Annotated in this window: 24 protein-coding genes; 13 read left to right on the top strand and 11 right to left on the bottom strand. The window is 75.9% G+C overall.

The window, feature by feature from the left end; all coding sequences use genetic code 11:
* The coding region (locus AB6N23_RS09760; protein ID WP_412865883.1) for a glycosyltransferase family 2 protein at positions 1-830 on the bottom strand (830 nt) is incomplete at its 3' end.
* A complete protein-coding gene (locus AB6N23_RS09755; RefSeq protein ID WP_412865882.1) occupies positions 827-2,524 on the bottom strand; it encodes a carbamoyltransferase family protein in 1,698 nt (565 codons plus the stop codon). The genes AB6N23_RS09755 and AB6N23_RS09760, both read right to left, overlap by 4 nt.
* Positions 2,525-2,829: 305 nt before the next feature.
* On the opposite strand from AB6N23_RS09755, the gene AB6N23_RS09750 reads away from it, so the two are divergent.
* The 10 genes from AB6N23_RS09750 (at position 2,830) to AB6N23_RS09705 (ending at position 11,603) form a co-directional block, all read left to right on the top strand.
* Positions 2,830-4,350, top strand: a complete 1,521-nt coding sequence (locus AB6N23_RS09750) for an aldehyde dehydrogenase family protein (RefSeq protein ID WP_412865881.1) — start codon at positions 2,830-2,832, stop codon at positions 4,348-4,350.
* Between the two features lie 71 nt (positions 4,351-4,421).
* Positions 4,422-4,838, top strand: a complete 417-nt coding sequence (locus AB6N23_RS09745; protein WP_412865880.1) for a CBS domain-containing protein — start codon at positions 4,422-4,424, stop codon at positions 4,836-4,838.
* A gap of 136 nt (positions 4,839-4,974) precedes the next feature.
* Positions 4,975-5,403, top strand: a complete 429-nt coding sequence (locus AB6N23_RS09740) for a DUF6098 family protein (RefSeq protein WP_412865879.1) — start codon at positions 4,975-4,977, stop codon at positions 5,401-5,403.
* A gap of 107 nt (positions 5,404-5,510) precedes the next feature.
* On the top strand, positions 5,511-5,684 hold the full coding sequence (locus AB6N23_RS09735) for a hypothetical protein (protein ID WP_412865878.1): 174 nt from the start codon (positions 5,511-5,513) through the stop codon (positions 5,682-5,684).
* On the top strand, positions 5,681-5,839 hold the full coding sequence (locus AB6N23_RS09730) for a chromosome partitioning protein (RefSeq protein ID WP_412865877.1): 159 nt from the start codon (positions 5,681-5,683) through the stop codon (positions 5,837-5,839). The genes AB6N23_RS09735 and AB6N23_RS09730 overlap by 4 nt, the downstream gene beginning before the upstream one ends.
* A gap of 62 nt (positions 5,840-5,901) precedes the next feature.
* On the top strand, positions 5,902-7,230 hold the full coding sequence (locus AB6N23_RS09725) for a cytochrome P450 (RefSeq protein WP_412865876.1): 1,329 nt from the start codon (positions 5,902-5,904) through the stop codon (positions 7,228-7,230).
* A 279-nt stretch (positions 7,231-7,509) separates the two neighbouring features.
* Positions 7,510-8,475, top strand: coding sequence for a carbohydrate ABC transporter permease (locus AB6N23_RS09720; RefSeq protein WP_412865875.1), 966 nt, complete (start codon positions 7,510-7,512; stop codon positions 8,473-8,475).
* A complete protein-coding gene (locus AB6N23_RS09715) occupies positions 8,475-9,419 on the top strand; it encodes a carbohydrate ABC transporter permease (protein WP_412865874.1) in 945 nt (314 codons plus the stop codon). The genes AB6N23_RS09720 and AB6N23_RS09715 overlap by 1 nt, the downstream gene beginning before the upstream one ends.
* 4 nt (positions 9,420-9,423) lie before the next feature.
* Positions 9,424-10,821: an extracellular solute-binding protein gene (locus AB6N23_RS09710; protein ID WP_412865873.1), complete on the top strand. Its 1,398-nt coding sequence runs from the start codon at positions 9,424-9,426 to the stop codon at positions 10,819-10,821.
* A complete protein-coding gene (locus AB6N23_RS09705) occupies positions 10,818-11,603 on the top strand; it encodes a GAF and ANTAR domain-containing protein (RefSeq protein WP_412865872.1) in 786 nt (261 codons plus the stop codon). Before AB6N23_RS09710 ends, AB6N23_RS09705 begins: the two co-directional genes overlap by 4 nt.
* Positions 11,604-11,612: 9 nt before the next feature.
* Here AB6N23_RS09705 and AB6N23_RS09700 read toward each other — a convergent pair whose 3' ends face one another.
* The 7 genes from AB6N23_RS09700 to AB6N23_RS09670 form a co-directional block, all read right to left on the bottom strand.
* Positions 11,613-12,275, bottom strand: coding sequence for an ANTAR domain-containing protein (locus AB6N23_RS09700; RefSeq protein ID WP_412865871.1), 663 nt, complete (start codon positions 12,273-12,275; stop codon positions 11,613-11,615).
* A gap of 137 nt (positions 12,276-12,412) precedes the next feature.
* Positions 12,413-12,688, bottom strand: a complete 276-nt coding sequence (locus AB6N23_RS09695; protein WP_412865870.1) for a CDGSH iron-sulfur domain-containing protein — start codon at positions 12,686-12,688, stop codon at positions 12,413-12,415.
* Positions 12,685-13,722, bottom strand: coding sequence for a glycosyltransferase family 2 protein (locus AB6N23_RS09690; RefSeq protein WP_412865869.1), 1,038 nt, complete (start codon positions 13,720-13,722; stop codon positions 12,685-12,687). Before AB6N23_RS09690 ends, AB6N23_RS09695 begins: the two co-directional genes overlap by 4 nt.
* Before the next feature lie 7 nt (positions 13,723-13,729).
* Positions 13,730-14,803, bottom strand: a complete 1,074-nt coding sequence (locus AB6N23_RS09685; protein ID WP_412865868.1) for an iron-containing redox enzyme family protein — start codon at positions 14,801-14,803, stop codon at positions 13,730-13,732.
* A gap of 168 nt (positions 14,804-14,971) precedes the next feature.
* Entirely contained in the window at positions 14,972-16,153 is a 1,182-nt protein-coding gene (locus AB6N23_RS09680; protein ID WP_412865867.1) for a zinc-dependent alcohol dehydrogenase, read from the bottom strand.
* The gene (locus AB6N23_RS09675; protein ID WP_412865866.1) at positions 16,150-16,563 is read right to left on the bottom strand and encodes a hypothetical protein; all 414 of its coding nucleotides are present in this window, start codon (positions 16,561-16,563) and stop codon (positions 16,150-16,152) included. The genes AB6N23_RS09680 and AB6N23_RS09675 overlap by 4 nt, the downstream gene beginning before the upstream one ends.
* Positions 16,564-16,565: 2 nt before the next feature.
* On the bottom strand, positions 16,566-17,447 hold the full coding sequence (locus AB6N23_RS09670) for a manganese catalase (RefSeq protein WP_412865865.1): 882 nt from the start codon (positions 17,445-17,447) through the stop codon (positions 16,566-16,568).
* 267 nt (positions 17,448-17,714) lie between these two features.
* Here AB6N23_RS09670 and AB6N23_RS09665 point away from each other — a divergent pair, with 267 nt between their 5' ends.
* On the top strand, positions 17,715-18,500 hold the full coding sequence (locus AB6N23_RS09665) for a glycosyltransferase family A protein (RefSeq protein ID WP_412865864.1): 786 nt from the start codon (positions 17,715-17,717) through the stop codon (positions 18,498-18,500).
* Positions 18,501-18,526: 26 nt separating this feature from the next.
* Here the strand turns inward: AB6N23_RS09665 and AB6N23_RS09660 are convergent, their stop codons facing one another.
* A complete protein-coding gene (locus tag AB6N23_RS09660) occupies positions 18,527-18,778 on the bottom strand; it encodes an acyl carrier protein (protein ID WP_155377502.1) in 252 nt (83 codons plus the stop codon).
* A gap of 197 nt (positions 18,779-18,975) precedes the next feature.
* The gene (locus AB6N23_RS09655; protein WP_412865863.1) at positions 18,976-19,704 is read right to left on the bottom strand and encodes an NAD(P)-dependent oxidoreductase; all 729 of its coding nucleotides are present in this window, start codon (positions 19,702-19,704) and stop codon (positions 18,976-18,978) included.
* A 143-nt stretch (positions 19,705-19,847) separates the two neighbouring features.
* Between AB6N23_RS09655 and AB6N23_RS09650 the strand changes: the two genes are divergently transcribed.
* A complete protein-coding gene (locus AB6N23_RS09650; protein ID WP_412865884.1) occupies positions 19,848-20,798 on the top strand; it encodes an AraC family transcriptional regulator in 951 nt (316 codons plus the stop codon).
* Positions 20,799-20,879: 81 nt separating this feature from the next.
* A partial coding sequence (locus tag AB6N23_RS09645) for a thioredoxin domain-containing protein (protein WP_412865862.1) occupies positions 20,880-22,716 on the top strand: 1,837 nt, incomplete at its 3' end.

The following is a 22,716-nucleotide window of genomic DNA, read 5'->3' as shown; positions in this document are numbered from 1 at the left end:
CCCGTGAGCAGCGCGCCGACGCCGGCGGCCGCCGACGCCACGGTGGCGACGTGCCACGGGAAGCGGCCGCGACCCGTCTCGGCGAGGTCGCGCCAGCGGCGTCCGTGCAGCGCCCGCAGGAGCGCGTCGTCCCGGGCGCCGGCCTGGACGCGCACGCTGACGCGGTCGTCGGCCGGGCGGACGGGGTGGGTGGTGACGCGGTCGCCGGTGTGCAGACGCCAGCCGCCGGCCCGCACGCGCAGCGCGATGTCGGCGTCCTCGCGGTACGCCCGGGGGAAGCGCTCGTCGAAGCCGTCGACCGCGTCGAGCGCCGCGCGTCGGTACGCCATGTCGGCGGTCGCCCAGCGGGCGCCCTCCAGCCCGGCCGTGCTCCGCTCCCAGTCGGTCGGCGGCCGGTGCGTGGGCAGCGGCACGCGCAGGCGGCCCTGCGTCGCGGCGACGTCGGGCTCGGCGTCGGCGGCAGCCAGGTCGGCCGCGAACGCCGCGGCCCAGCCGGCGGGCAGCAGCACGTCGTCGTCGAGGAACAGCACCCACGGCGTCGCCGTGCGCCGCCAGCCGGCGTTGCGCCCGGCGGCGGGGCCGCGCCCGCCGACGCGCACCACGCGCAGCGGCAGCGGCACGCCCTCGACGTCGAGCGGCGAGGTGTCCGTCAGGGGACGGTCGTCGGACACGACGACCGCCTCGGGCGCCGGCAGCACCGGACCGGACGGGCCGGCCGCGCCGAACGGCTGGGCGGCCAGCGTGTCGAGGAGCGCGCGCAGCGACGGCCGGCCGATCGTCGGGACGACGACCGACCACGCGGGGAGCGCGGGGGAGACCTCCGGGCTCACGCGGCCGCCCCGTCGCCGGCCCGCCGCGCGTCGTCGCCGCCCGGACCGGCGGCGAAGACGTCGGCGCGACGCACGAGGTGCGGACCGAGGACGAGCAGGTCGACCGGCGCGGAGCCGAACAGCTCGAGCGCGTCCCGCGGGTCGTCGACCATCGGGCGCCCCGCGGTGTTCAGGCTCGTGTTGATGACGACCGGCAGGCCCGTGCGCTCGGCGAACGCCTCGATGGTCGCGCCGAGGCGCGGCTGCGTCGCCGGGTCGACCGTCTGGATGCGCGCGGTGCCGTCGACGTGCACGGCGGCGGGGATGCGGTCGCGCCACTCCTCGGCGACGCGGTGCACGAACAGCATGTACGGGCTGGGGATCGGCCCCTCGGAAAAGATCTCCGGCGCGCGGTCGAGCAGGACCATGGGCGCCACCGGGCGGAACTGCTCACGTCCCTTGACGTCGTTCATGCGCTCGAGGTTCTCGGCGTGGCCCGGGTGCGCGAGGAGCGACCGGTGCCCGAGGGCGCGGGGGCCGAACTCGCTGCGGCCGTCGAACCACGCGATGACGCCGTTCGACGCCAGCACGTCGGCGACCTCGCCCGCGAACGCGTCGGGGGCCGGGGTCGTGAAGGGGACGCGCGCCGTGCGCAGCCACTGCGCCAGCTCGTCGTCGCTCCACCCGCGCCCCAGGTCGGCGCCCGGCATCGGGCGCACGGGCTCGCCGAGCTCGGCGGCGGCCTGGAGCGCGGCGCCGAGCGACGTGCCGGCGTCTCCGGCGGCCGGCTGCACCCACACCTCGTCGAAGCCGCTCTCGCGCCAGACGCGCGAGTTCGCCACGCAGTTGAGCGCGATGCCGCCCGCCATCGTCAGGACGCGGTCACCGGTGCGCCGGTGCAGCCACCGCGCGAGGTCGACCAGCACCTCCTCGAGGCGGGTCTGCACGGACGACGCCAGGTCGGCGTGGTCGCCGCCCCACGTGCCGTCGTCGACCCGCTTCGGCGCGAAGCGCGTCCAGTCGGGGATCTCGGCGACGAAGCCGCCGTCGTCGGTGGCGTACACGTGCTCGCGCAGCTGCTCGAGGAACCGCGGCTGCCCGTAGGACGCGAGCGCCATCACCTTGTACTCGTCGGACGAGCGCAGGAAGCCGAGGTGCTCGGTCAGCGACTCGTAGAGCAGGCCGAGGGAGTGCGGGAGCTCCTGGGTCGTGAAGACCTCGATGCGGCCGTCCTCGTAGCGCCCCGACAGGTGCGAGGCGCGCTCTCCGCGGCCGTCGAGGACGAGGACGCTGCTCGTCGGGAACGGCGACGCGAGCGCCGCGGACGCGGCGTGGGCGACGTGGTGGGGCACGTGGTGCAGGCGCGCGTTCTCGATGCCGGGCAGCGCGGTGCGCAGGAAGCCGCCGACGTTCTGCGCGTACGTCGTGCGCAGGTGGTCCCACGGGTCGTGCAGGCCGAGGTCCTCCGCGGACTTCGACAGCTCCGGGTCGAACGAGTACGCGACCACGTCGACGTCGGCGGGCGTGAGGCCCGCCTGCTCGAGGCACCACCGCATCGACAGCTCGGGCAGCTCCCACGCCGAGAACGGCACGGGCCGCTTGCCGTGCTTGCGGCGGCTGAACCGCTCCTCCTCGGCCGCGGCGACGACCCGGCCGTCGACGACGAGGGCTGCCGAGGGGTCGTGGTAGATGGCGTTGACGCCGAGCACGCGCATGAGTGGCCGACCTTCCGTGTGTGGTCCACAGTCGTCCCGGACGGGGTCCGGCTGCAGATCAGGTACGCATCCGGGCTTCTTCCGGAGGGGTGCGACCCCGGGCCCACCTTGGAGCACTTCACCCGGTCGTGCACCTCGAACGGTTTCGGGAGTGATCGTCCGGCTTGTCCAGCGGCTCCACCTCCCGCATCCTTCGCCCGCCGGTCCCGTGGGGCCCCGTCCGGGCCCCGTGGACGCCCTGCCAGACCCGCCCGACACCCCGTGCGGCCCGCGTGGCCGCTCACGCCCGTTCGATCGGAGAGCACATGACCACGACGTCCGACCCGACCACCGTCACCCCGTCCGCGCCGGCCGCCACCGCGCCGGCGCCGGCCGGCGGCGCCACCCCCGAGCGGCTCGCGGCGCACGTCGTCGGCGGCCACGTCGTGGACGCGCGCGGCACGCGTGAGGTCGTCCGCGTCTCCCCGGTGGACGGTGCGCCGACCGTCGTGCTCGTGCCGGCGGACGACGACGAGGTCGCGGAGGCCGTCGGCGCGGCGTACGCGGCGCGGCGCGGGTGGCGCCGGACGGCACCGGGTGCCCGTGCCGCCGCCCTGCGGACCGCCGCCGCGCGGGTGCGCGAGCAGGCCGACGAGCTCGGTGCGCTGCTCACCGCCGACACGGGACGGCTGCTGGCGACGTCCGTGGAGTCGGCGCGGGTGGCGGCGGACATCCTCGAGGAGGCGGCGACGACGGGCCTCGGCGCGACCGGCCGCACGCTCGCCGGCGACCCGCTGGCGCTGGACGTGGTGCGGCGCGAGCCGCACGGCGTCGTCGCCGTCATCACGCCGTGGAACGACCCGTTCCCCGCCGCCGCCGGGCTGCTCGCCGCGGCGCTCGTGACCGGCAACACCGTGGTGCACAAGCCGTCGGAGCGCAGCCCGCGCGCGGGCTGGGCGCTCGGGCGGCTCGTCGCGGAGGCGTTCCCGTCGGGCGTCCTCGAGGTCCTCAACGGCGACGGGGCGACGGGCGCCGCGATCGTCGCGGACCCGCGCGTCGCGCTCGTCGCGCAGGTCGGCAGCTCGGCGACGGGCCGCGCCATCGCGGCGGCGGCGGGCGCCCGCGGCGCGCGCGTGCTGCGGGAGAACGGCGGCAAGGACCCGATCGTCGTGGACGCGGGCGTCGACGCGGCGTGGGCCGCCGAGCAGATCGCCGTCGGCGCCTTCACGAACACAGGACAGCTCTGCACCTCCGTCGAGCGGGTGTACCTGCACGAGGACGTCGCGGACGACGTGCTCGAGGCCCTCGCCGGCATCGCGCGCGACATGCGCGTCGGCGACCCCACCGAGCCCGGCACGCAGCTCGGGCCGCTGGTCGACGAGGCGCAGCTCGCGGTCGTCGAGCAGCACGTCGACGCCGCGGTCGCGGCGGGTGCGCGCGTGCTCGCCGGCGGGTCGCGGCTCGAGCGTCCCGGCGCCTTCTTCGCGCCGACCGTGCTCGACGGCTGCACGGCCGACATGGCGGTCCTCACCGACGAGACCTTCGGGCCCGTCGCGGCCGTGACGCGCGTGCCCGACTTCGCCACGGCGCTCGAGCTCGCCGACACGGGCGCGTACGGGCTCGCGGCGACCGTGCTCACGCCGAGCCTCGACCACGCGCTCGAGGCCGCCGAGACGCTCGACGTCGGCACCGTGAAGATCAACGCGGTCTTCGGCGGCGCACCCGGCGGCTCGGCGGACCCGCGCCGCGAGTCCGGCGCCGGGGCCGGCTACGGACCCGACCTGCTCGCGGCCATGACCGTGCTCAAGGCCGTGCACCTCGAGACGGCGGTGCCGCCGCGCCCCTGAGGTGTCCCCGAGGCGTCGCCCGCCGGTGCGACAGTGGCGGGCGTCAGCAGCCACCGCAGGGAGGAAGCACCATGAGCCGCACCGTCGCCGAGGTCGTCGACCGCGACGTCGTCACCGCCCCCGTCACGGCCACCGTCCGCGAGGTCGCCGAGCTCATGCGCGTGCGTGACGTCGGCGACGTCGTCGTGCTCGACGAGGACGAGCGCCTCGCCGGCATCGTCACCGACCGCGACCTCGTCACGCGCGTCCTCGCGGTGGGCGGGTCGGGCGGCGACCCCGTCGGCCAGGTGTGCTCGCCCGACCCGGTGCACGTCGACCCGTCCACCCCGCTCGAGGACGCGGCGCGCCTCATGGCCGAGCGCGCGGTGCGCCGCCTGCCCGTGGTCGACGGGGGCACCGTCGTGGGTGTCGTCTCGCTCGGTGACGTCGCCGTGGCGCAGGACGCCGGCGACGTGCTCGGCGAGATCTCGGCGGCGCCGTCGACGTGACGGCCCGGAGGTGCACGGTCCCCGCGTCCGGCGGATGCTGGGGGCGACGTCGAGCATCGTGCGTCCGCCCGCCCGGGGGCCCGGCCGCCGGGGGACCGACGAGGAGCACCACCATGGACACCCTGCGGCCGAGCCGATGACGCCGCCGACCGACGACATGCTCCTGGTGACCCGCCTCGACGAGCTCGTCGAGGTGGTGCAGGCGCTGGACGCGACCGCCTACGTGCGGTTCAGCGCCGGTCCGGACGTCGACCGCGGCAGCCCGAGCGTCGACGGCGAGAGCGGCGCGACGCTGCCCGGCCTCAGCGTCAACCGCCTCACGCCCGAGCCGTGGTGGACCCGTCCCGCCCGCGAGTGGATGGCGCGCCAGGTCTGCCAGTACGCGCACCTGGGCGGTGGCGAACGGTACGCCTGGGTGCTGACGGGCACCGAGGTCGGACGCGGCCCGGACAGCGAGCCGCTCGTCGACGACGTCGTGCCGGTCGCCCGGCTCGGGCAGACCGCGCTCGACGAGGCGACCGGCGTCTACCACCGGGCCATGGCACCGGGGAACCTGCCCGGCTGACCCCGTGGGCGGGTGCGCTGACCTGCGCGGGCACCGGTGTCCCGGCCGGGCGACGGGGGGACCGGCTCGGGGTGCGCGGCCGGCGGACCGGTGTCACGGTGGGAGGCATGACCGAGGAGACGACGGGCTACGACCCGGACCAGGACCCCGACACCGACCCGAGCAGCCTGAACCCGCGCACGGGTGGCGCCGCGTCCGGCGACGACGACGCACCGGGCGGCGACCCCGACGCCGACCCGGACAACCTCAACCCCCGCAGCACGGAGGAGGGGACGGCGTGAGCGAGGAGCTCCCCGCCACCTTCGACCCCCAGCAGCCCGACCTGCCGAGCCTGGGCGTGGACCCCGACCCGGTCCCGGAGGAGCACGACGGCGAGGCACCGACGCTCGAGCCGCTCGACGACGGCGACGACGACGGCCGCCGGGGCACGCCCTGACGGCCGCGCCGACCGCAGCCGCCGGCCCCGCCCGGGACGACCGGGTGGGGCCGCGCGACGTCGTGACCCTGCGTCCCGCCGAGCAGGCCCGCGTCCTGACGACGGTGCTGGCTCCCCTCCTGGCGCAGGGCGCGATCCTGCGCCGTCCGCGCGCCGGGTCGGTCGCGGAGCGCCTGCGCGCGGACGCGCGTGCCGCGGACGTCCTCGCAGGCCTCGCCGACCGGTACGACCGGCGGCCCGTCGCGGTGACGCTCGGCCCGCGCCGCATGGTGCTGCCGCTGCACCACGGCGACGGTCGCGCGGTGCTCGAGGGGTCACCGGACCCGTTCTCGCCCGCGTCGGCCGAGAAGCGGGCCGCGCTGCGCCACTTCCAGCCGCGCGGCGTGCTCATCAGCCCCCTCGACGAGCGCCCGGCGCTGCGCGCGTGGAACGAGGACGCGCTCGAGACGGGCCGTCCGCTGCACTCGGCGGGCGAGGGGGTCGTCGGCGCCCTGCACGGCATCGCCGACGGCCTCGCGCGGTTCGCGCAGGGGCGCGGCACGCTCGCCTTCGACGACGCGGAGGAGCCGCTCTGGGCGGCGGCGCGCACCGTGACGCTCGGGCCCGGCGCGCGGCACGACACCGCGCTCGTCGACGAGCTGCAGGCGCTGCGCATGCGCGCCAACTGGGCCTTCGCCGTCCCGCAGCGCCGCGCCCTGCGGTCGCGGTTCACGCGGCGCGTCCTTGCGCACGTGCGCACCGCGCCGCTCGACAGCCTCGCCGGCGCGGGCGTGGCCCGCGGCGGCACGCCCGCGCTCGCCGCGACGCAGGTCCCGCACTGGCTCTTCGCCTTCGACGCCGCGCGGATCGCGCTCTGGCGTGCGCTCGCCGTGGCGGCTGCGCGCCCGGCGCTCCAGGACGCCCTGCGCGCGGAGGCGGTCGAGGTCGCGGCCGCCGGCGGTGTCCGCACGTTGCCGCTCGCCCGCGCAGCCGTGCTCGAGAGCGTCCGGCTGTGGCCGACGACCCTCGTGCTGCTGCGCGAGACGGTCGCGCCCACCACGTGGGGTGACGTCGCGCTGCCGCGCGGCCACGGCGTCGCGCTCGTCAGCTCGTGGTTCCACCGCGATCCCGAGCGCCGCCCCGCGGCGGACACGTTCGACCTCGCGCACTGGCGGGGCACGGACTGGTCCGGCCCCCCGGGCACCGACGAGGACTGGCTCGTGGTGCCGTTCAGCCTCGGCCCCGTCGTCTGCCCGGGGCAGGACGTGGTCCTCATGACGGCCTCGACGCTGCTGTCGGACCTCGTGCGCGACGTCCGGTGGAGCCCCGCCAGCCACCCGGGGCTCGCGGGTGACCCGCTGCCGGCCACGCTCGCCCACACCCGCGTGCGGATGCACGCCGCCGCGGCCTGACGCGTCCGCGGGATCCCCGCGAGGTCGCGGCTTCGCCACGAGGGCGCGGGCTCGTGCCCGCGACCTCGCACGACTCCCGCGACCTCGCGGTCCCTGCCGCCGGGAGTCGGGGGCCGCCGCGCGTGAGACGCACGGCACGTCCGCGCGGGCGTCCGAGAAGTCGCGCCGGGGGAGAAGCGGTTCTATCGTCCGAACCGTCCTCGACTCGTTCCAGCAGGTGGACGGGCGAGGGTGCCGCGACCCGGTCGACCGGGCGCGGACGGACGACGGGAGCCGGCGATGACGCAGGTTGCGCCCGCTGTGGCGGCGGGCCCACCCGGGGTGCCGGGCACGGCGCCGGTACGGCGACGACGCCGCCTGGACCGCGAGGCGGTCGCGGGCTACCTCTTCATCTCGCCGTGGGTCGTCGGGTTCCTCGTCTTCACCGCGGGCGCGATGGCGTGGAGCCTGTACATCTCGCTGACGCGGTACAACCTCGCGACCGGCACGGCGACGCCGGTCGGGCTCGCGAACTACCGCGAGCTGTTCGAGGACCCGCGCGTCGCGACGGCGCTCGGGAACACGCTCTTCTACGCGGTGCTCGCGGTGCCGCTGGAGATCGCGTTCGCGCTCTTCCTCGCCGTCATGCTCGACCGCGTGGGCAGGGGCGCCGGGTTCTTCCGCACCGTCTTCTACCTGCCGAAGATGACGCCGGCCGTCGCGACCGCCGCGATCTTCTTCCTGCTGCTCAACGGCTCCAACGGCGCGGTCAACCGGTTCCTGCGGGCGCTGGGCCTGCCGGCCCCGCAGTGGCTGGTCGACCCCGACTGGATCAAGCCGTCGATCGTCCTCATGTCGCTGTGGGCCGTCAGCGGCACCATGGTGATCTTCCTCGCCGCGCTGAAGTCGGTGCCGCGCGAGCTGTACGAGGTCGCCACCCTCGACGGCGCCGGCCCGTGGCGGCTCTTCCGGCACATCACCGTGCCGATGATCTCCGGTGCGATCTTCTTCAACACCATCGTGCTGACGATCGCCGCGTTCCAGATCTTCGACTCGGCGTACCTGCTGTTCTGGCGGGACCAGGGGTCGAGCGCGCCGGACGCGTCGCTGTTCTACGCGATCTACCTCTTCCAGCAGGCCTTCCGGCAGTTCAACTTCGGCTTCGCCGCCGCCATGGCGTGGCTGCTGTTCGTGATCGTCATGCTGGTCACGCTCGTCCAGGTGCGGTTCGGCAACCGCTTCGTCTACTACGAGGCGGACCGCTGATGGCCACCACGACGACCACCCCGCTCGGCGCACCCCCGCAGGTGCCCCTCGCCCCCCGCGGCCGCGGCGTCGCGGAGGAGGCGCCGGTCTGGCGGCGCGGCCGGTTCAGCCGCGTCGGCCGCGTGGTCCGCTGGGCCGTCCTGATCGGCATCACGGCGCTGTTCCTGTACCCGCTGCTGTGGCTCGTCGCCGCCAGCCTCAAGGGCCGCGGCCAGGTCTTCGACAACTCGCTGATCCCCTCGCCGGTGCGCTGGGACAACTGGGTCACGGTCTGGCAGGAGCTGCCGCTGCTCAGCTGGCTCACCAACAGCGTGTCGATCGCGGTGCTCGCCGCGGTGGCCGTCGCGGTGTCGAGCTCGGTGGTGGCGTTCGGGTTCGCGTGGTTCCGCTTCCCGGGCCGCAGCCTGCTCTTCGGCCTCGTGCTCGCCACGATGATGCTGCCCGGCGCCGTGACGATGATCCCCGTCTACCTCATCTGGAAGGAGACGGGCCTGCTCGGCACGTGGGTGCCGCTGTGGGGCGCGAACCTGTTCGGGTCCGCGTTCTACATCTTCCTGCAGCGTCAGTTCTTCCTCGGCCTGCCGCGCGAGATCTTCGAGGCGGCCCTCATCGACGGCGCGAGCTACTGGAAGCAGTTCTGGCGGATCGCCATGCCGCTCGCCGTGCCGTCGTTCGTCATCGTGCTGCTCTTCGAGTTCCAGGCCTCGTGGAACAACCTGCAGTCCGCCCTGATCTACCTCAACGCGGGCAGCGTCGAGCAGTTCACGGCCCCGTTGGGCATCGCCTACGCGATGACCCGCTACAGCCCGACCGCCGGCGGTCAGGGCGACTACCAGTACGTGATGGTGGCGTCCCTCCTGGTGACGCTGCCGATGCTCGCGCTGTTCGCCTTCGGGCAGCGCTACTTCGTCGACGGCATCGCGACGACCGGACGCAAGGGGTGACCCGATGAGGACCACACGACGGGGCGCACGACGCGCACCACTGCTCGGCGGGCTCGCGCTCGCGACGGCAGCCGCCACGCTGGCGGCCTGCGGCCCGGGTGGCGGCGGCGCGGCCGGTGGCGGCGACGGCCCGACGGACTTCACCACCGCGCCGACGGGCGCGCTCGCCGCGTGGGGCTTCGACAACGCCGACGACGTCGGGGAGGCGCGCCTCGCGTACGCCGCGGAGCAGCTCGGCGACGTCGAGATCACGATGGACCAGACGTCCTTCGACGCGCAGAAGTTCACGACGCGCGTCGCGGGCGGGCAGGTGCCGGACGTCGTGCAGATGGACCGCCGGTTCGTCGCGACCTACGCCGCGCAGGGCCTCATCCAGCCCCTCGACGCCTGCTACGACGCGCACGGCGTGCAGGCCGACGAGCGCTTCTACGACTTCGTCGTCGACGACGTGCGCTGGGACGACCAGCTGTGGGCGGTGCCGCAGTTCTACCAGCCGCCCGCGATCCTGCTGAACACGCGCGTGCTCGAGGCCGCCGGCATCACCGACGAGCAGATCGACACGTCGCAGCCGGACGTGCTGCTGCAGGCGGTCGCGGCGACGTACACCGAGGAGGGCGGCACCCCGTCCCGGCTCGGCTTCGACCCGGTGGCCACCGGCCAGGCGAGCCTGTGGGTGCTCGGCATGGGCGGGCAGCTCATCGACGAGGAGGGTCGCCCGACCCTCGACGACCCGAGCAACGTCGCGGGCGTCGAGATGCTCAAGCAGATCACCGACGCGCAGGGCGGCTACGCGGCCGTGAAGTCGTTCACCGACTCCTTCGACACGTTCGGCGACGCCAACCAGTACGTCACCGACCAGGTCGCCGCGCAGGTCAACGCGCAGTGGTACCCGAACGTGCTCTCCCCGTACGTCGGCCAGGTGCAGCTGCGCGCGGTGCCGTTCCGCGACGCCGAGGGCCAGCCGTTCTCCGTCGCGGGCGGCACGGCGTTCGTCGTGCCGGCCGGTGCGAAGAACCCGGACGCGGCGTGCGCGTGGATGCTCGAGCTCACCGAGCTCGACGCGTGGGAGGCCGCGGGCGAGGCCCGCGCCGCGACGCGTGAGGAGGACGGCGGCATCAACACGGGTCTGTTCACGGGCTCCCCGGAGGCCGACCAGCTGGTCCGCGACCGCTGGGTGGTCGAGTCCGGCGACCCCGGCTTCGACCAGGTGATCGCCACCTACTACGACGTGCTGGAGTACGGGCAGACCTTCGGCGCGTCGCCGGCCGGCCAGGAGATCGGCAACGCGCTCAACAACGCCGTCACCGAGGCCCTGCTGGGCGAGGCGACGGCCGAGGAGGCGCTCGCCGACGCACAGCAGTCCGCGCAGCGGGCGTACGAGAACGTGACGGCGACCGGATGACCGAGGGGTCCGAGCGCTCGACGGAGCGGGGGGGAGGCGCGCAGGACCCCGTCGGCGACGCGATGGACGCCCTGCACACCACCCTGCTGCAGGCCACCGACGTGCACGGCGTCCTCGAGGCCGTGGCCTACGCGTCCGCGGCCCTGCTCGCCGGCACCGCGGGGGAGACGAGCGTGACGCTGCGCCGCGGCGGGCGCGGCGGCCCCGCGACCTCGGTCGCGTGGACCGGTGAGCGCGCCCGCCGTTGCGACGAGGTGGAGTACGCCGACGCCGCCGGGCCGTGCCTGTCGTCCGTGGACGACGACGTGACGATCCTCGTGCCCGACGTGGCGTCCGACGACCGGTGGCCGCGGTGGCGGGACGCCGCCGTCGCGGAGGGCTTCGTCTGCGCCGCCGCGTTCCCGGTGCGCGCGAAGCCGGACGTCCAGGTCGCGCTCAACGTCTACTCCGAGGAGGCGGACTGCTGGGACGACGCGGCGGTGGCCCGCGCGGAGAAGCTCGCCGCGGACCTCGGCCGGGTGCTGGAGTACTCGCTGCGCCTGGTGGACCTCGCGACGACGACGGCGGACCTGCAGGCGGCGCTCGAGTCGCGCGCGGTGATCGACCAGGCCATCGGCATCGTCATGGCGCAGAACCGGTGCTCCGCCCGGGAGGCGATGGACGTCCTGCGGCGCGCCTCGCAGGCACGGAACGTCAAGCTGCGTGACCTGGCGCACGACATGGTGCGGACCGTCGGCGGCGTGGATCCGGGGGCGTCGACGTTCGAGCCGCGCGCGGACTGACGGCGTCGGTCAGACGCCGCCCCGGCGGTCGTCGTCCAGCACGTCGTCCGGGCCGACACCGAGCAGGAACGGCTCGAGGCCCGCCGCGAGCGACTCGACGCGCACCCTGCGGTCGACCACGTGCCGGACGATGCCCTCCGCGATGGTCCGCAGGCTGACGTTGCTGCGCATCGACGCCTCACGGAGCAGTGCGAAGCCGGTCTCCGGCGACACGCCGAACGTCGCCGCCAGGAGGCCCTTGGCCTGCTCGATGGTCGCGCGCGACGCGGCCGACGCGGCGATCTGCGTCGTGGCGAGCCGGCTGCCCTCGGCCGCGACGAGCCGCGTCACGTCGACGAGGTCGGCCTCGAGCGTCCCGTCGGCCGCGCGGCGGCACACCGCCACGACCTGGTGCACCTCGCCGTGGGCGTCGCGCAGCCGGAACCGGGTCTGGACAGGGTGCTCGGTGGCACCCGTGAAGGTCGCCCACCACCGGTCGCGGTCCCCCGGGGCGACGTGCGCGAGCACGACCTCCGTGGTGAGGACGACGTCGCCCTCGTCGAACCCGAACAGCGCCCAGCACTCCGGCGACCACCACCAGCTGCCGTCGCCGGGGACGTGGCGCAGGCGCGGTGCGCGGGCGGCAGGGACGTCATGACCGACCGGGCGGTCGTCGCGGATGGTCGTGGACACGTGAGGAGAACCCCCGTCGGTGAAAAATCCGTGGGCCGTGTCCTGACCCGGTGGAAGAAGGTAGGCGAACCGCGGCGGGGAAGCAAAACGGCGCGCGCGTCCCGGACCGCGTCCCCGTGCAGGTCAGCGCGGTGCGGTCAGTCGAGCGACCGGTACCCGTTGACCTTGTGGGTCCCGTCGCACCACGGCTTGATCGCCGAGCCGCCGCACCGGCACAGCGCCACCGTGGGCCGCGGCTTCTCGACCGCGTTGCCGTCCTCGTCGCGCAGGTCGACGTCGCCGCGCACCAGCACCGGCCCGTCCGGGCAGAACGTCACCGACGCGCGCGCGGGCGGCGTGCGCACGGCACGGCCGGCACCCCTCCGCCCCGGCGTGCCGTCCGGCACGGGCGTCGGCGGCAGGTCCTGCGTCATGTCGTGCTCCTCGGGTCGGTGGTGGTGTCCGCCGCGCGGCGGAGGTCGTGCGGCGTGTGCGCCGCGCGGCGCAGCCGGGTGCCGGCGTAGGGGACGCCGCCGGCGGCGCGCAGCGCGAGGGCGGCCCAGGCGCAGACGCCCCGCTCGAGGCACCAGGGCGGTGCCCACAGCGCGGCGGTCGCGGGGAACCGGGACCGTCCGCCGGCGCGGCGCCGGCCGGTCTCGGCGACGGTGACGACGACCGTCGCGCCCGCGCCGAGCAGCAGCGGCCGCCGGCGCGCGAGCGCGGTGAGCACCAGCGGCAGGACCGCGAGCTCGACCGCGAGCCGCAGCGGCTGGGCCTGGCTGTCGTAGGCCTGCCGGACGCGCTGGTCGAGGAAGCGGCGCGTCGTCGGGGGCCGGCGCTCGACGAGCACGTCGAGCGCGACGTGCTCGCGTCCGCCCCGCGCCCGGACGGTCCGCACGAGCTCGAGGTTCTCGAACAGGACCCGCTCGTCGTAGCCGTGCGACGGCAGCGCGGACCGGCGCACGAGCAGCGTGCCGGGCCAGTCCCCGCCGAGCGCGCGGTTGAGCAGCGCGCGGCCGGTGTCCCAGCGCGCGTGCCAGGGCGTGGGCGCGAAGACGTTCTGCGGGCGCACGACGTCGGCGCCGTCGAGCATCCCCAGCGCCCGCACGAGGTCGTCGACGTCCCAGCGCACGTCGTCGTCCGCGATCACGACGCGCTCGTGCCGGGTGGCCCGCAGCCCGTGGCGCACGGCGACGACCTTGCCGTTCGCGCCCGGTGGCGGCGGGTCGGCACGCAGGTGCCGGACACCGGGCGGCAGGTGGTGGGCGTGCACGTCGGCCACCTCGGGCGGCGAGGTGTCCACCACGACGACGTCGACCACGCGCACCACGCGCGCGAGGTACGTCCACGTCTCCCGGTCGGCGGGCTCGGCCGTCCGCAGCGGGAGCAGGTAGACGGCGTCGGCGACGCGCGGGCGGTCGGACCGCTGCGGCGTCACGCCGGCGGCGACGACGGCTGCGGTGCGCACGCCGCGCTCACAGGGGCAGGCGCAGCGACGACTCGCCGGCCTCCCACCGCGCGATCGTGCCCGCCCCGGCCCAGCCCTCGACGGCGAGGCACACCGCGGCGCCCCAGAGCACGTCGTCGACCAGCGCGGGCTCCTCCTCGGCGAGGTTGCCGGCGAGGTCACGGGCGGCGATCTGCTCGTGCACGGCGTCGGCCGCGACGTGCTCGTCGAAGTACCAGGTGGTGGCCTCGTCGTCGTGCCCGAGCCGGCGCAGGCCGTTGCCGTACAGGCGGTTCGGCAGCGAGGACGTCATCTCGAACGCCGCGAGGTGCCCGACCACCGCGCCGCGCAGGCGGCGGTGCAGGCCGAGCAGCGACATCACGTTCGCGGACGCCAGCGTCGCGGCCGGGACGTGGTCCACGTAGCGGCCGTAGGTGTCGTCGAGCCGCAGGCCCCGCATCGAGGACGCGAAGAGCGCGTGGTGCATGCGCTCGGGGTCGCCGCCGCCGTACTCGTCCGCCTGGATCTCGACCAGGGCCGCCTTGGCGCGCCCGCCGAGACGGGGCACGGCCCACGTGTGCGGGTCGGCCTCCTTCAGCTGGTACACCGACTTCTGCACGAGCATCTCGCGCACCTGCTCCTCGGTGGCCCGGCGGGCCACGTAGCGGGACAGGCTGGGGGAGTCGTCCTCCTCCGTCAGCCGGAACAGCCGGGCCGCGACGCCGGTGCGCGTGCGGTCCGCGCAGTCGGGGACGGGCACGCGGGCGCGCAGCTCGTCCTCGACGTGCCGCTCGAGGGTCGCCCGCACGGTCAGCAGGTCGACGTCCCACTCCCAGGCGTCGTCGACGCCCTCGAGCCCCCGGTAGTGCAGCTCGTAGAGGCACAGCAGGGCCAGCTGCACGTCGTCGTCCTCGAGCCACGAGCCGGGCGGGGCGGCGACGACCGCGGCGAGCGCGGCGTGCAGCTCGTCCGCGTCGGCGCACGCGCCGGTGAGCAGGCGCAGGAGAGCCTCGCCGAGCGGGCCGCGCGGCGTCGGCAGCGGCATGGGGCGCGTCGTGGTGGGTCCGGTCGGTGCGTCCGTCGGCACTGACGTCGTGGTCATCGTTCTCGTTCCCTCGCGCGGTGCGCCGCGGCTCGACGCGCGACCCATCGTGGCCCCGGTCCCACGAGCCCGCCACCGGGGCGTCGGCGTGCGCGCGCCGGCGCCGCGACCTGCGGCTCCGCGCACGCCGGGGTGGTGCCGGCGGTGCGCGGAGCCGCGGGGGGACGGTCAGAGGCCGCCCGGGCGCAGGACGGCACGCAGGCAGCCGTCGTCCTTCTCCTTGAACAGGCGGTACGCCTCCGCGCCGTCCTCCAGGTCGAGCTCGTGCGTCGCGAGGTACTCGGGCGTGAGCTCGCCGCGCGCCATGAGGTCGAGCAGCGTCGGGATGTACTTCTGCCCGTGCATCTGCGCGCCCCGCAGGGTCAGCCCCTTGTTCATGAGCGCACCCAGCGGGAACCGGTCGGCCCACGCCGCGAAGACGCCGAGCACGGCGACCCGCCCGCCCTTGCGGCAGTGGTAGACGGCCTCGCGCAGCGGGGTGATGCGCTCGGTCTGCACGCGCGCGAGCTGCGTGACCTTGTCGAGCGCCGCCAGGGGGCCGGTCGCCCCCGACGCCTCCATGCCGACCGCCTCGATGCAGACGTCGGGCCCGCGGCCGGCCGTGAGTTCGAGCAGCGCCTCGCCGAGCGCGTCCTGCGGGTCGAGCACGTCGCAGCCGAGCTCGCGGCGCGCCACCTCCCGGCGGTAGGGGTCCGTCTCGATCACGACCACACGGTCCGCGCCGAGGATCTGGCTCGCCCGTGCGGCCATCTGGCCGACGCCGCCGGCGCCCCACACCGCCACCACGTCGCCCGGGCCCACCTCGCCGAGGTCGGCCGCACCCATCCAGCCGGTCGACGCGGCGTCCGACGCGAACAGCGCCCGCAGGTCCTGCACCTCGTCCGGCACGGGGAACGCGCCGACGTCCGCGAACGGCACGCGCACGTACTCCGCGTGCGACCCGGCGTACCCGCCGAGCGCGTGCGAGTAGCCGAAGCACCCGCCGGGGGCCGAGCCCCATAGTGTCTCCGTGACGGCCGGGTTGCGGTTGCCGTTGTCGCACAGCGAGAACAGCTGCTGCCGGCAGTACCAGCAGCTGCCGCACGCGATGAACGAGCTGACGACGACGCGCTCGCCCACCCGCCGAGCGCGCACGCCCGAGCCGATCTCGACGACCTCGCCGAGGAACTCGTGCCCGATGACGTCGCCGTGCCGCATGAACGGGATGTACCCGCCGAGCAGGTGCAGGTCCGAGCCGCACGTCACGCTCGCCGTCACCTTGACGATCGCGTCGTACGGCTGCTCGACGCGCGGGTCGGGCACGTCGCCCGTGCTGAGCTCGTTGACCCCGGTCCACTGCAGCGCCCTCACAGGCGTCCCTCCCGTCCGGCGGCGCGCAGCGCCGCGTCGAGCACGAGCCCCTGCGGGGTCGGCGGGCGACCCGTCAGGTCGTCCGGGGGCATCCGGGATCCCGTCTCGAGCTCCTGCTTGAGCAGGCGCACCGCCTGCCGGTCGGCCGCCCTGCCGCCGCCGTCCGCGTCGACCCGCAGCTCGGTGCCCCGGTCGCCCGGGGCCGGGGTGCGGCGCGCGCGCCGCAGGACGTCGGCGGCCTCGTCGGTCAGGCCGGCGGCCCGCGCGTCGATCTCGTCCGACGTCAGGGCCACCGTCACGGCGAGCGTGCCCCGTCCGGGTGCGTCGAGGGCCGTGCGGCCGCGCCGGAGCACGACCGCCGTGGCGGCGCCCGCACCGAGCGCCGCCACGGCCAGCAGTCGTCCGCGCACCGTCACTCGCGGTGGAGCTTGTCCTGCACGCGGCCGGCGATCTTCTCGACCGGGTTCGGGACGTCGGTCGTGCCGTACAGGCGCGAGTCCGGGCGCGTCGGCTTCGGCGCGGGCACACCGGCCGGCGGCTCGGCGACGTACGTGAACTCGCCCTTGCCGTCGGGGGTGGGGCCGGACGCCCAGCTGCCCTCGGAGGCGTGCTCGCCGTTCGAGAAGTTGATGTACTGGTACGACACGTCGCGGTGCTCCTTGGAGAGCGGGAAGTTCGAGGGCACGGGCAGGAGCTCGTGGCCCTCCTCCTGCAGCTCCTTCGCCGCGGCGATCCACTGGTTCTGGTGCATCGTGTCGCGGGCGAGCAGGAACGCGAGCATGTCCCGCACGCCCTTGTCGTCGGTCATGTGGTAGAGCCGGGCCACCTGCAGGCGGCCCTGCATCTCCGCGTTCGCGTTGGCGGTGAAGTCGGCGAGCAGGTTGCCGCTCGCGGTGACGTAGCCCGCCGACCACGGGTTCCCGTTCGAGTCCACGGGACGCGCGCCGGCGCCCGCGACGATCGCGTGCTGGGGGTCCGTGCCGCCGATGATCGCGGCGACCGTCGGGTCGTCCTGCGCCGCACCCTCGACGACGCCGAGCGGGGCGTCGTCCAGCAGCTGGGCGATCATCGTGGCGAGCATCTCGACGTGGCCGAACTCCTCGGCGCCGATGCCGTACAGCAGGTCGCGGTACTTGCCCGGGATGTGCGCGTTCCAGGACTGGAACCCGTACTGCATGGCGACGGTGATCTCGCCGTACTGGCCGCCGAGCACCTCCTGCAGCTTGCGGGCGAAGACGGCGTCCGGCTTCTCGGGCTTGGCGTGGAACTGCAGCTCCTGGCGGTGGAAGAACATGTGGCTCCCTCTCGCTGGCGTCGGGCCGTCCCGGCGTACGGGACCACCCCGGCACGCGCCATCTCCTCGACGCGCGGTGGTCCTGCCAGTCTCACCACGGCCCCGGCGGACCGCACCTGGAGCGTGGACACGCGTCCGGCCGCGGTGGACGCGTGTCCGACCCGGCACGGGCGCTCCGGTGCGCCGCGCGTTCGCTGTGGGAGGGTCCGCCGGGCACCATGCCCCCAGGACGCGCCGGACCGGCGTGCCCGTGACCGGAGGAGCAGCGTGAGCACCACCCGTCCCCGTCCGACGCCGGACGCCCCGGACACCGCCGACCGGCCGGTCGTGTCGGTCGTCGTGCCCGTGCGTGACGACGCCGCGCACCTCGACGCGTGCCTGCGGCTGCTGTCCGTGCAGACGGTGCCGCCGGACGAGGTCGTCGTGGTCGACAACGCGTCCCGCGACGGCAGCGCGGACGTCGCACGGCGGTGGGGTGCGCGCGTCGTGCCCGAGCCGCGCGTCGGCATCCCGGCCGCCGCCGCCGCGGGGTACGACGCCGCCCGCGGCGACGTCCTGCTGCGCCTCGACGCGGACACGCGGCCGGGCGACGACTGGGTCGCGCACGCGCTGCACGTCCTCGCCGACCCCCGCGTCGACGCGGTGACCGGCACGGGCCGTTTCGACCTGCCGGGTGCGTGGGGCCGACGCGTCGCCCGCCTGTACCTCGGCGCCTACTACGTGCTCGGCCACCTCGGGGCCGGCCACCCCGTGCTGTGGGGGTCCTCGATGGCCTTCCGCGCCGACGACTGGCGGCGCGTGCGCGACGCCGTGACGCGCGTCGACGACGTCCACGACGACCTGGACCTGGCGCTCGCGCTCGGAGCGCGTGCGCGGGTCGTCGTGGACCGCGGGTGGTCGGTGGGCGTGTCGGCGCGCTCCGTGCGGCTGGGGCGGCAGTGGGCGCCGCGGTTCGGTCGCGCGTTCCGCACGCTCGGCAGGCACTGGCGCGTGCTGCCGCCGTGGGACCGGTGGGCCGCCCGGTGGGGGCGCGACCCGGCCCCGGGTGCGTGACGGGGCCGGGCCGCGTGCGGCACGCGTCAGGCGTCGCCCTGCGGCGACGTCGCGTCCGTGCCGTGCTGCGTCAGCTCGCCGAGGAACTGGTGGCAGCGCTGCGCGCGCTCGGAGTCCTCGCGCATGACCTGCTCGAAGAACGCGGCGATCTCCTCCTTGCCCGCGTTCCGGGCGTCGCGCACGTACTGCCCGTAGTCGTGCCCCGCCTTGAGCGAGTGGTACTGCACGGAGATGAGGTCGAAGGTGACGTCGTCGAAGCCGGTCTCGCCTGTCGCCATGGGTGCCTCCCTGCGGTCGGGCCCGCGGTGCCGGTCGCGGCCCGCGGGCGGTGACGTGCACGCGGTCGGGTGCCGGACCGCGCGTCGTCCACGCTACGAGCGCGTGCGTCGGCCGCAACCGGCGGGGGAGACCTGCGTGGTGACGGACCCGTGACGCCCGGGTGCCGCGTCCTGGCGGAGTCCTGACGCGCCCGTGGTCATGCCCCGTCGAGCACCTGCCCGGCGACGACCCGCCGGCGTGCGTCGTGCGACACCGCGAGCACCCGGCCCACCACGTCGTCGCGTTCCACCGCGGCCGCGAGGACGTCGCCGACCTGCCGGCGCGCGACCCGCATCGACGCCGTGCGGTCGTCGTGCGCCACGACGGCGGGCACCGCCACGTCGTCGTCCGTGAGGTTCACCGGCTGCACCTCGACCCAGTCGAGGCCGGACGCGTGCACCAGGTCCGCCTGCCGCTGCGTGTCCGCGATCTGCGGGGCCAGCAGGAGCGCGAACATCACGCGCGACGCGAGGGGCAGCCGCGCACGGCTCGACCCCACGCCGTACGACGTCTGCACGACGAGGCGCCGCACGCCGTGCCGCCGCATCGCGTCCACCACCACCGCGGTGCCGCGCGAACGGACGTCCGGCGCCGTGCCGCGCGGGCCGCGCAGCCGCACCCGCAGCGCGTCCTCGCTGATGCCGAGCGTCACCACCACCGCGTCCTGCCCCGCGACCAGCGCGTCGACGGTCGCCGGGTCCGTCGCGTCGCCGTCGACCCCCCGCACGCCCCGCCCGTGCAGCGCCGCCCCGTGCCGGGACAGCGCCGTCACCTCGTGGCCCGCCCGCACCAGCGCCGCCACCGCCGCCCGCCCGGACCCACCCGTCGCACCCACCACCAGCACCCGCATGTCGACCTCCGTCGTCCCCGGGTCGCGCCCGGACACGTCCATCCCACCCCGACGGCGGTGGACGCGGAACCATCGGACGTCGCCCGGACATTGCCGATCGTCCGGAGCGGCGGGAGGATTGCGCGGTGACCACGACCGTGCCGTCAGCGCCCGTCCGGCCCGCGGGCGGCCCGGGGCCGCTGCAGCCCGGCGGGCCGGGCCCGTGGAGCATCGCCGACCCGGTCGGTGCCGCGCTGCACCGGCTGCGCGTCACCGGGCTCTTCTACTCCCGGACCGAGGCGGCCGCCCCGTGGGCCGTCGACATGCCCGCGCTCGGTGCGTGCGTGAGCTTCCACGTCGTCACGGCGGGGGAGTGCCACGTCGACGTCGACGGCACGTCCGTGCACCTGCGCGCGGGCGACCTCGCCCTCGTGCCGCACGGCCGGGGGCACGTGCTGCGCAGCGCTCCCGGCGTGCCGTCCCTCGGCCGCGTCGACACGCTGCCGCAGGAGTACGTCACCGACCAGTACTCGGTGCTGCGCCACGACGGTCCCGGACCGCGCACTCTGCTCGTGTGCGGCATCCTCGCGGTCGACGGGCCCGCGTCCCGGCACCTGCTCGCCCTCCTGCCGCCGGTGGTGCACGTGCCCGCCGGGCGCTCGCCGTGGGTGGCCGACACGCTGCGGCTCATGACCGCCGAGGTCGAGCACGCGCGACCCGGTGGCGAGGCCGTCACCACGCGCCTGGCGGACGTGCTCGTCGTGCAGGCCGTGCGCGCGTGGATCGACACCCAGGACGACACCACCGGGTGGCTCGCCGCGCTGCGCGACCCGCACGTCGGGCGCGCCGTCGCCGCCGTGCACGCCGACCCGGCCGCGCCGTGGACCGTCGCCGCGCTGGCCCGGCACGCCGCCCTGTCCCGGTCCGCCTTCGCCGAGCGCTTCACCGCCGTCGCCGGCGTGCCCGCGATGACCTACGTGACCCGCTGGCGCATGCACGTCGCCGAGGACCGCCTGCGCCAGGGCGAGACCGTCGCGCGGGTCGCCGCCGCGACCGGGTACGAGTCCGAGGCGGCCTTCAGCCGCGCGTTCTCCCGCGAGACCGGGCGTCCGCCGGGCGCCGTGCGGCGCGCCGCCACCGGTGCACCCTGAGGCGACGGCCCGCCGCGGGGCCGGCGACACCGACCCGCCCACCCGGATGCACCGCGCGCCACCCTGACCCACGCTGGACCGGTGCCGAACCGACTCGCCGCCGCCACCAGCCCCTACCTCCTCCAGCACGCCGACAACCCCGTCGACTGGTGGGAGTGGGGCGACGAGGCGTTCGCCGAGGCCCGCCGCCGCGACGTGCCGCTGCTCGTCTCGGTCGGGTACGCCGCCTGCCACTGGTGCCACGTCATGGCGCACGAGTCCTTCGAGGACCCCGCGACGGCGGCGTTCATGAACGAGCACTTCGTCTGCGTGAAGGTCGACCGGGAGGAACGCCCCGACGTCGACGCCGTGTACATGTCCGCCACGCAGGCGATGACGGGCAGCGGCGGCTGGCCCATGACGGTCTTCACCACACCCGACGGCCGGCCGTTCTTCTGCGGCACGTACTTCCCGCCCCGGCGGGTGCAGCAGGTGCCGTCCTTCCCGGAGGTGCTCGCCGCGCTCGCGGCGGCGTGGCGGACGCGTCGCGACGAGGTCGTCTCCAGCGCCGCCGGCATCGCCGACGCCCTCGGCCGCCGGCCGCCGGCCGCCGCCGACGGCCCCGACCTCGTCGACGAGCGCGTCGTCGCCCGCGCGCTCGGCGCGCTGGGCGCCACGTACGACGAGCGCGACGGCGGCTTCGGCGGGGCGCCCAGGTTCCCGCCGTCGATGGTCCTCGAGTGGCTGCTGCGCCACCACGCGCGCACCGGCGACGCGGACGCCCTCGCCATGGCCCGCCGCACGCTCGACGCCATGGCCCGCGGCGGCATGTACGACCAGCTGGCCGGCGGGTACGCCCGCTACTCCGTCGATGCGACGTGGACCGTGCCGCACTTCGAGAAGATGCTGTACGACAACGCGCTGCTCCTGCGCGTGCACCTGCACGCGTGGCGCCTGACGGCCGACCCGCTCGACCGCCGCGTCGCCGTCGAGACCGCGGACTGGCTCCTCGCCGAGCTCCGCACCCCGGAGGGCGGGTTCGCGTCCGCGCTCGACGCCGACAGCGAGGGCCGCGAGGGCGCCTTCTACGCGTGGACGCCCGCGCAGCTGCGCGACGTCCTCGGCGACGACGACGGCGCCTGGGCGGCCGACGTGCTCGGCGTGACGGACGAGGGCACGTTCGAGCACGGTGCGTCCGTGCTCCAGCGGCAGCACGAGCCCGCCGACGTCGCACGCCTCGACGCCGTGCGTGCCCGCCTGCGCGAGGCGCGCGAGCAGCGACCACGGCCGGCCCGCGACGACAAGGTCGTCTCCGCGTGGAACGGCCTCGCCGTCGCCGCGCTCGCGGAGGCGGGCGCGCTGCTCGACCGCCCGGACTGGGTCGACGCGGCCCGGCGGTGCGCGCGCCTGCTCGCCGACCTGCACACCCGGTCCGCGCCCGACGGCGACCGGCTCGTGCGCACGTCGCGCGACGGCGTCGCCGGGGGAGCGCCCGGCGTGCTCGAGGACTACGCCGACGTCGCCGAGGGGTACCTCGCGCTGTCCGCGGTCACGGGCGAGGCGGAGTGGTCGACGCGCGCACGCCGGCTCCTCGACACCGTGCTCGCCCACTTCCCCGACGGCGAGGGCGGGTTCTACGACACGGCCGACGACGAGACCGACGCGGTGCTCGGCGCGCTGCGCCGCCCCCAGGACCCGACCGACGGCCCCACGCCCGGCGGCCAGCCGGCCGCCGCGGCCGCGCTCGTGACGCTCGCCGCGGCCACGGGCTCCCTCGAGCACCGTGAGGCCGCGCTCGCCGCGCTGCGCGTGCCGCTGCAGCTGGCCCTGCGCTACCCGCGCGCCGCGGGGTGGGCGCTCGCGACGGCCGAGGCCCTGCTCGACGGGCCCCGCGAGGTCGCCGTCGTGGGCCCGGGCCACGACGCCGGGACGCGCGCGC

It is taken from the genome of Cellulomonas pasadenensis (assembly GCF_047229365.1).
Classification (GTDB): domain Bacteria; phylum Actinomycetota; class Actinomycetes; order Actinomycetales; family Cellulomonadaceae; genus Cellulomonas.
This window is presented reverse-complemented; position numbering and strand designations above follow the sequence as displayed.

Excerpts from the sequence above, each read along its gene's own strand:
- AB6N23_RS09695 (WP_412865870.1), bottom strand. The coding sequence starts at position 12,688 with ATGACGCAGGACCTGCCGCCGACGCCCGTGCCGGACGGCACGCCGGGG.
- AB6N23_RS09660 (WP_155377502.1), bottom strand. The coding sequence starts at position 18,778 with ATGGCGACAGGCGAGACCGGCTTCGACGACGTCACCTTCGACCTCATC.
- AB6N23_RS09745 (WP_412865880.1), top strand. The coding sequence starts at position 4,422 with ATGAGCCGCACCGTCGCCGAGGTCGTCGACCGCGACGTCGTCACCGCC.
- AB6N23_RS09740 (WP_412865879.1), top strand. The coding sequence starts at position 4,975 with ATGACGCCGCCGACCGACGACATGCTCCTGGTGACCCGCCTCGACGAG.
- AB6N23_RS09710 (WP_412865873.1), top strand. The coding sequence starts at position 9,424 with ATGAGGACCACACGACGGGGCGCACGACGCGCACCACTGCTCGGCGGG.
- AB6N23_RS09720 (WP_412865875.1), top strand. The coding sequence starts at position 7,510 with ATGACGCAGGTTGCGCCCGCTGTGGCGGCGGGCCCACCCGGGGTGCCG.
- AB6N23_RS09670 (WP_412865865.1), bottom strand. The coding sequence starts at position 17,447 with ATGTTCTTCCACCGCCAGGAGCTGCAGTTCCACGCCAAGCCCGAGAAG.
- AB6N23_RS09705 (WP_412865872.1), top strand. The coding sequence starts at position 10,818 with ATGACCGAGGGGTCCGAGCGCTCGACGGAGCGGGGGGGAGGCGCGCAG.
- AB6N23_RS09750 (WP_412865881.1), top strand. The coding sequence starts at position 2,830 with ATGACCACGACGTCCGACCCGACCACCGTCACCCCGTCCGCGCCGGCC.
- AB6N23_RS09735 (WP_412865878.1), top strand. The coding sequence starts at position 5,511 with ATGACCGAGGAGACGACGGGCTACGACCCGGACCAGGACCCCGACACC.
- AB6N23_RS09715 (WP_412865874.1), top strand. The coding sequence starts at position 8,475 with ATGGCCACCACGACGACCACCCCGCTCGGCGCACCCCCGCAGGTGCCC.
- AB6N23_RS09685 (WP_412865868.1), bottom strand. The coding sequence starts at position 14,803 with ATGACCACGACGTCAGTGCCGACGGACGCACCGACCGGACCCACCACG.
- AB6N23_RS09755 (WP_412865882.1), bottom strand. The coding sequence starts at position 2,524 with ATGCGCGTGCTCGGCGTCAACGCCATCTACCACGACCCCTCGGCAGCC.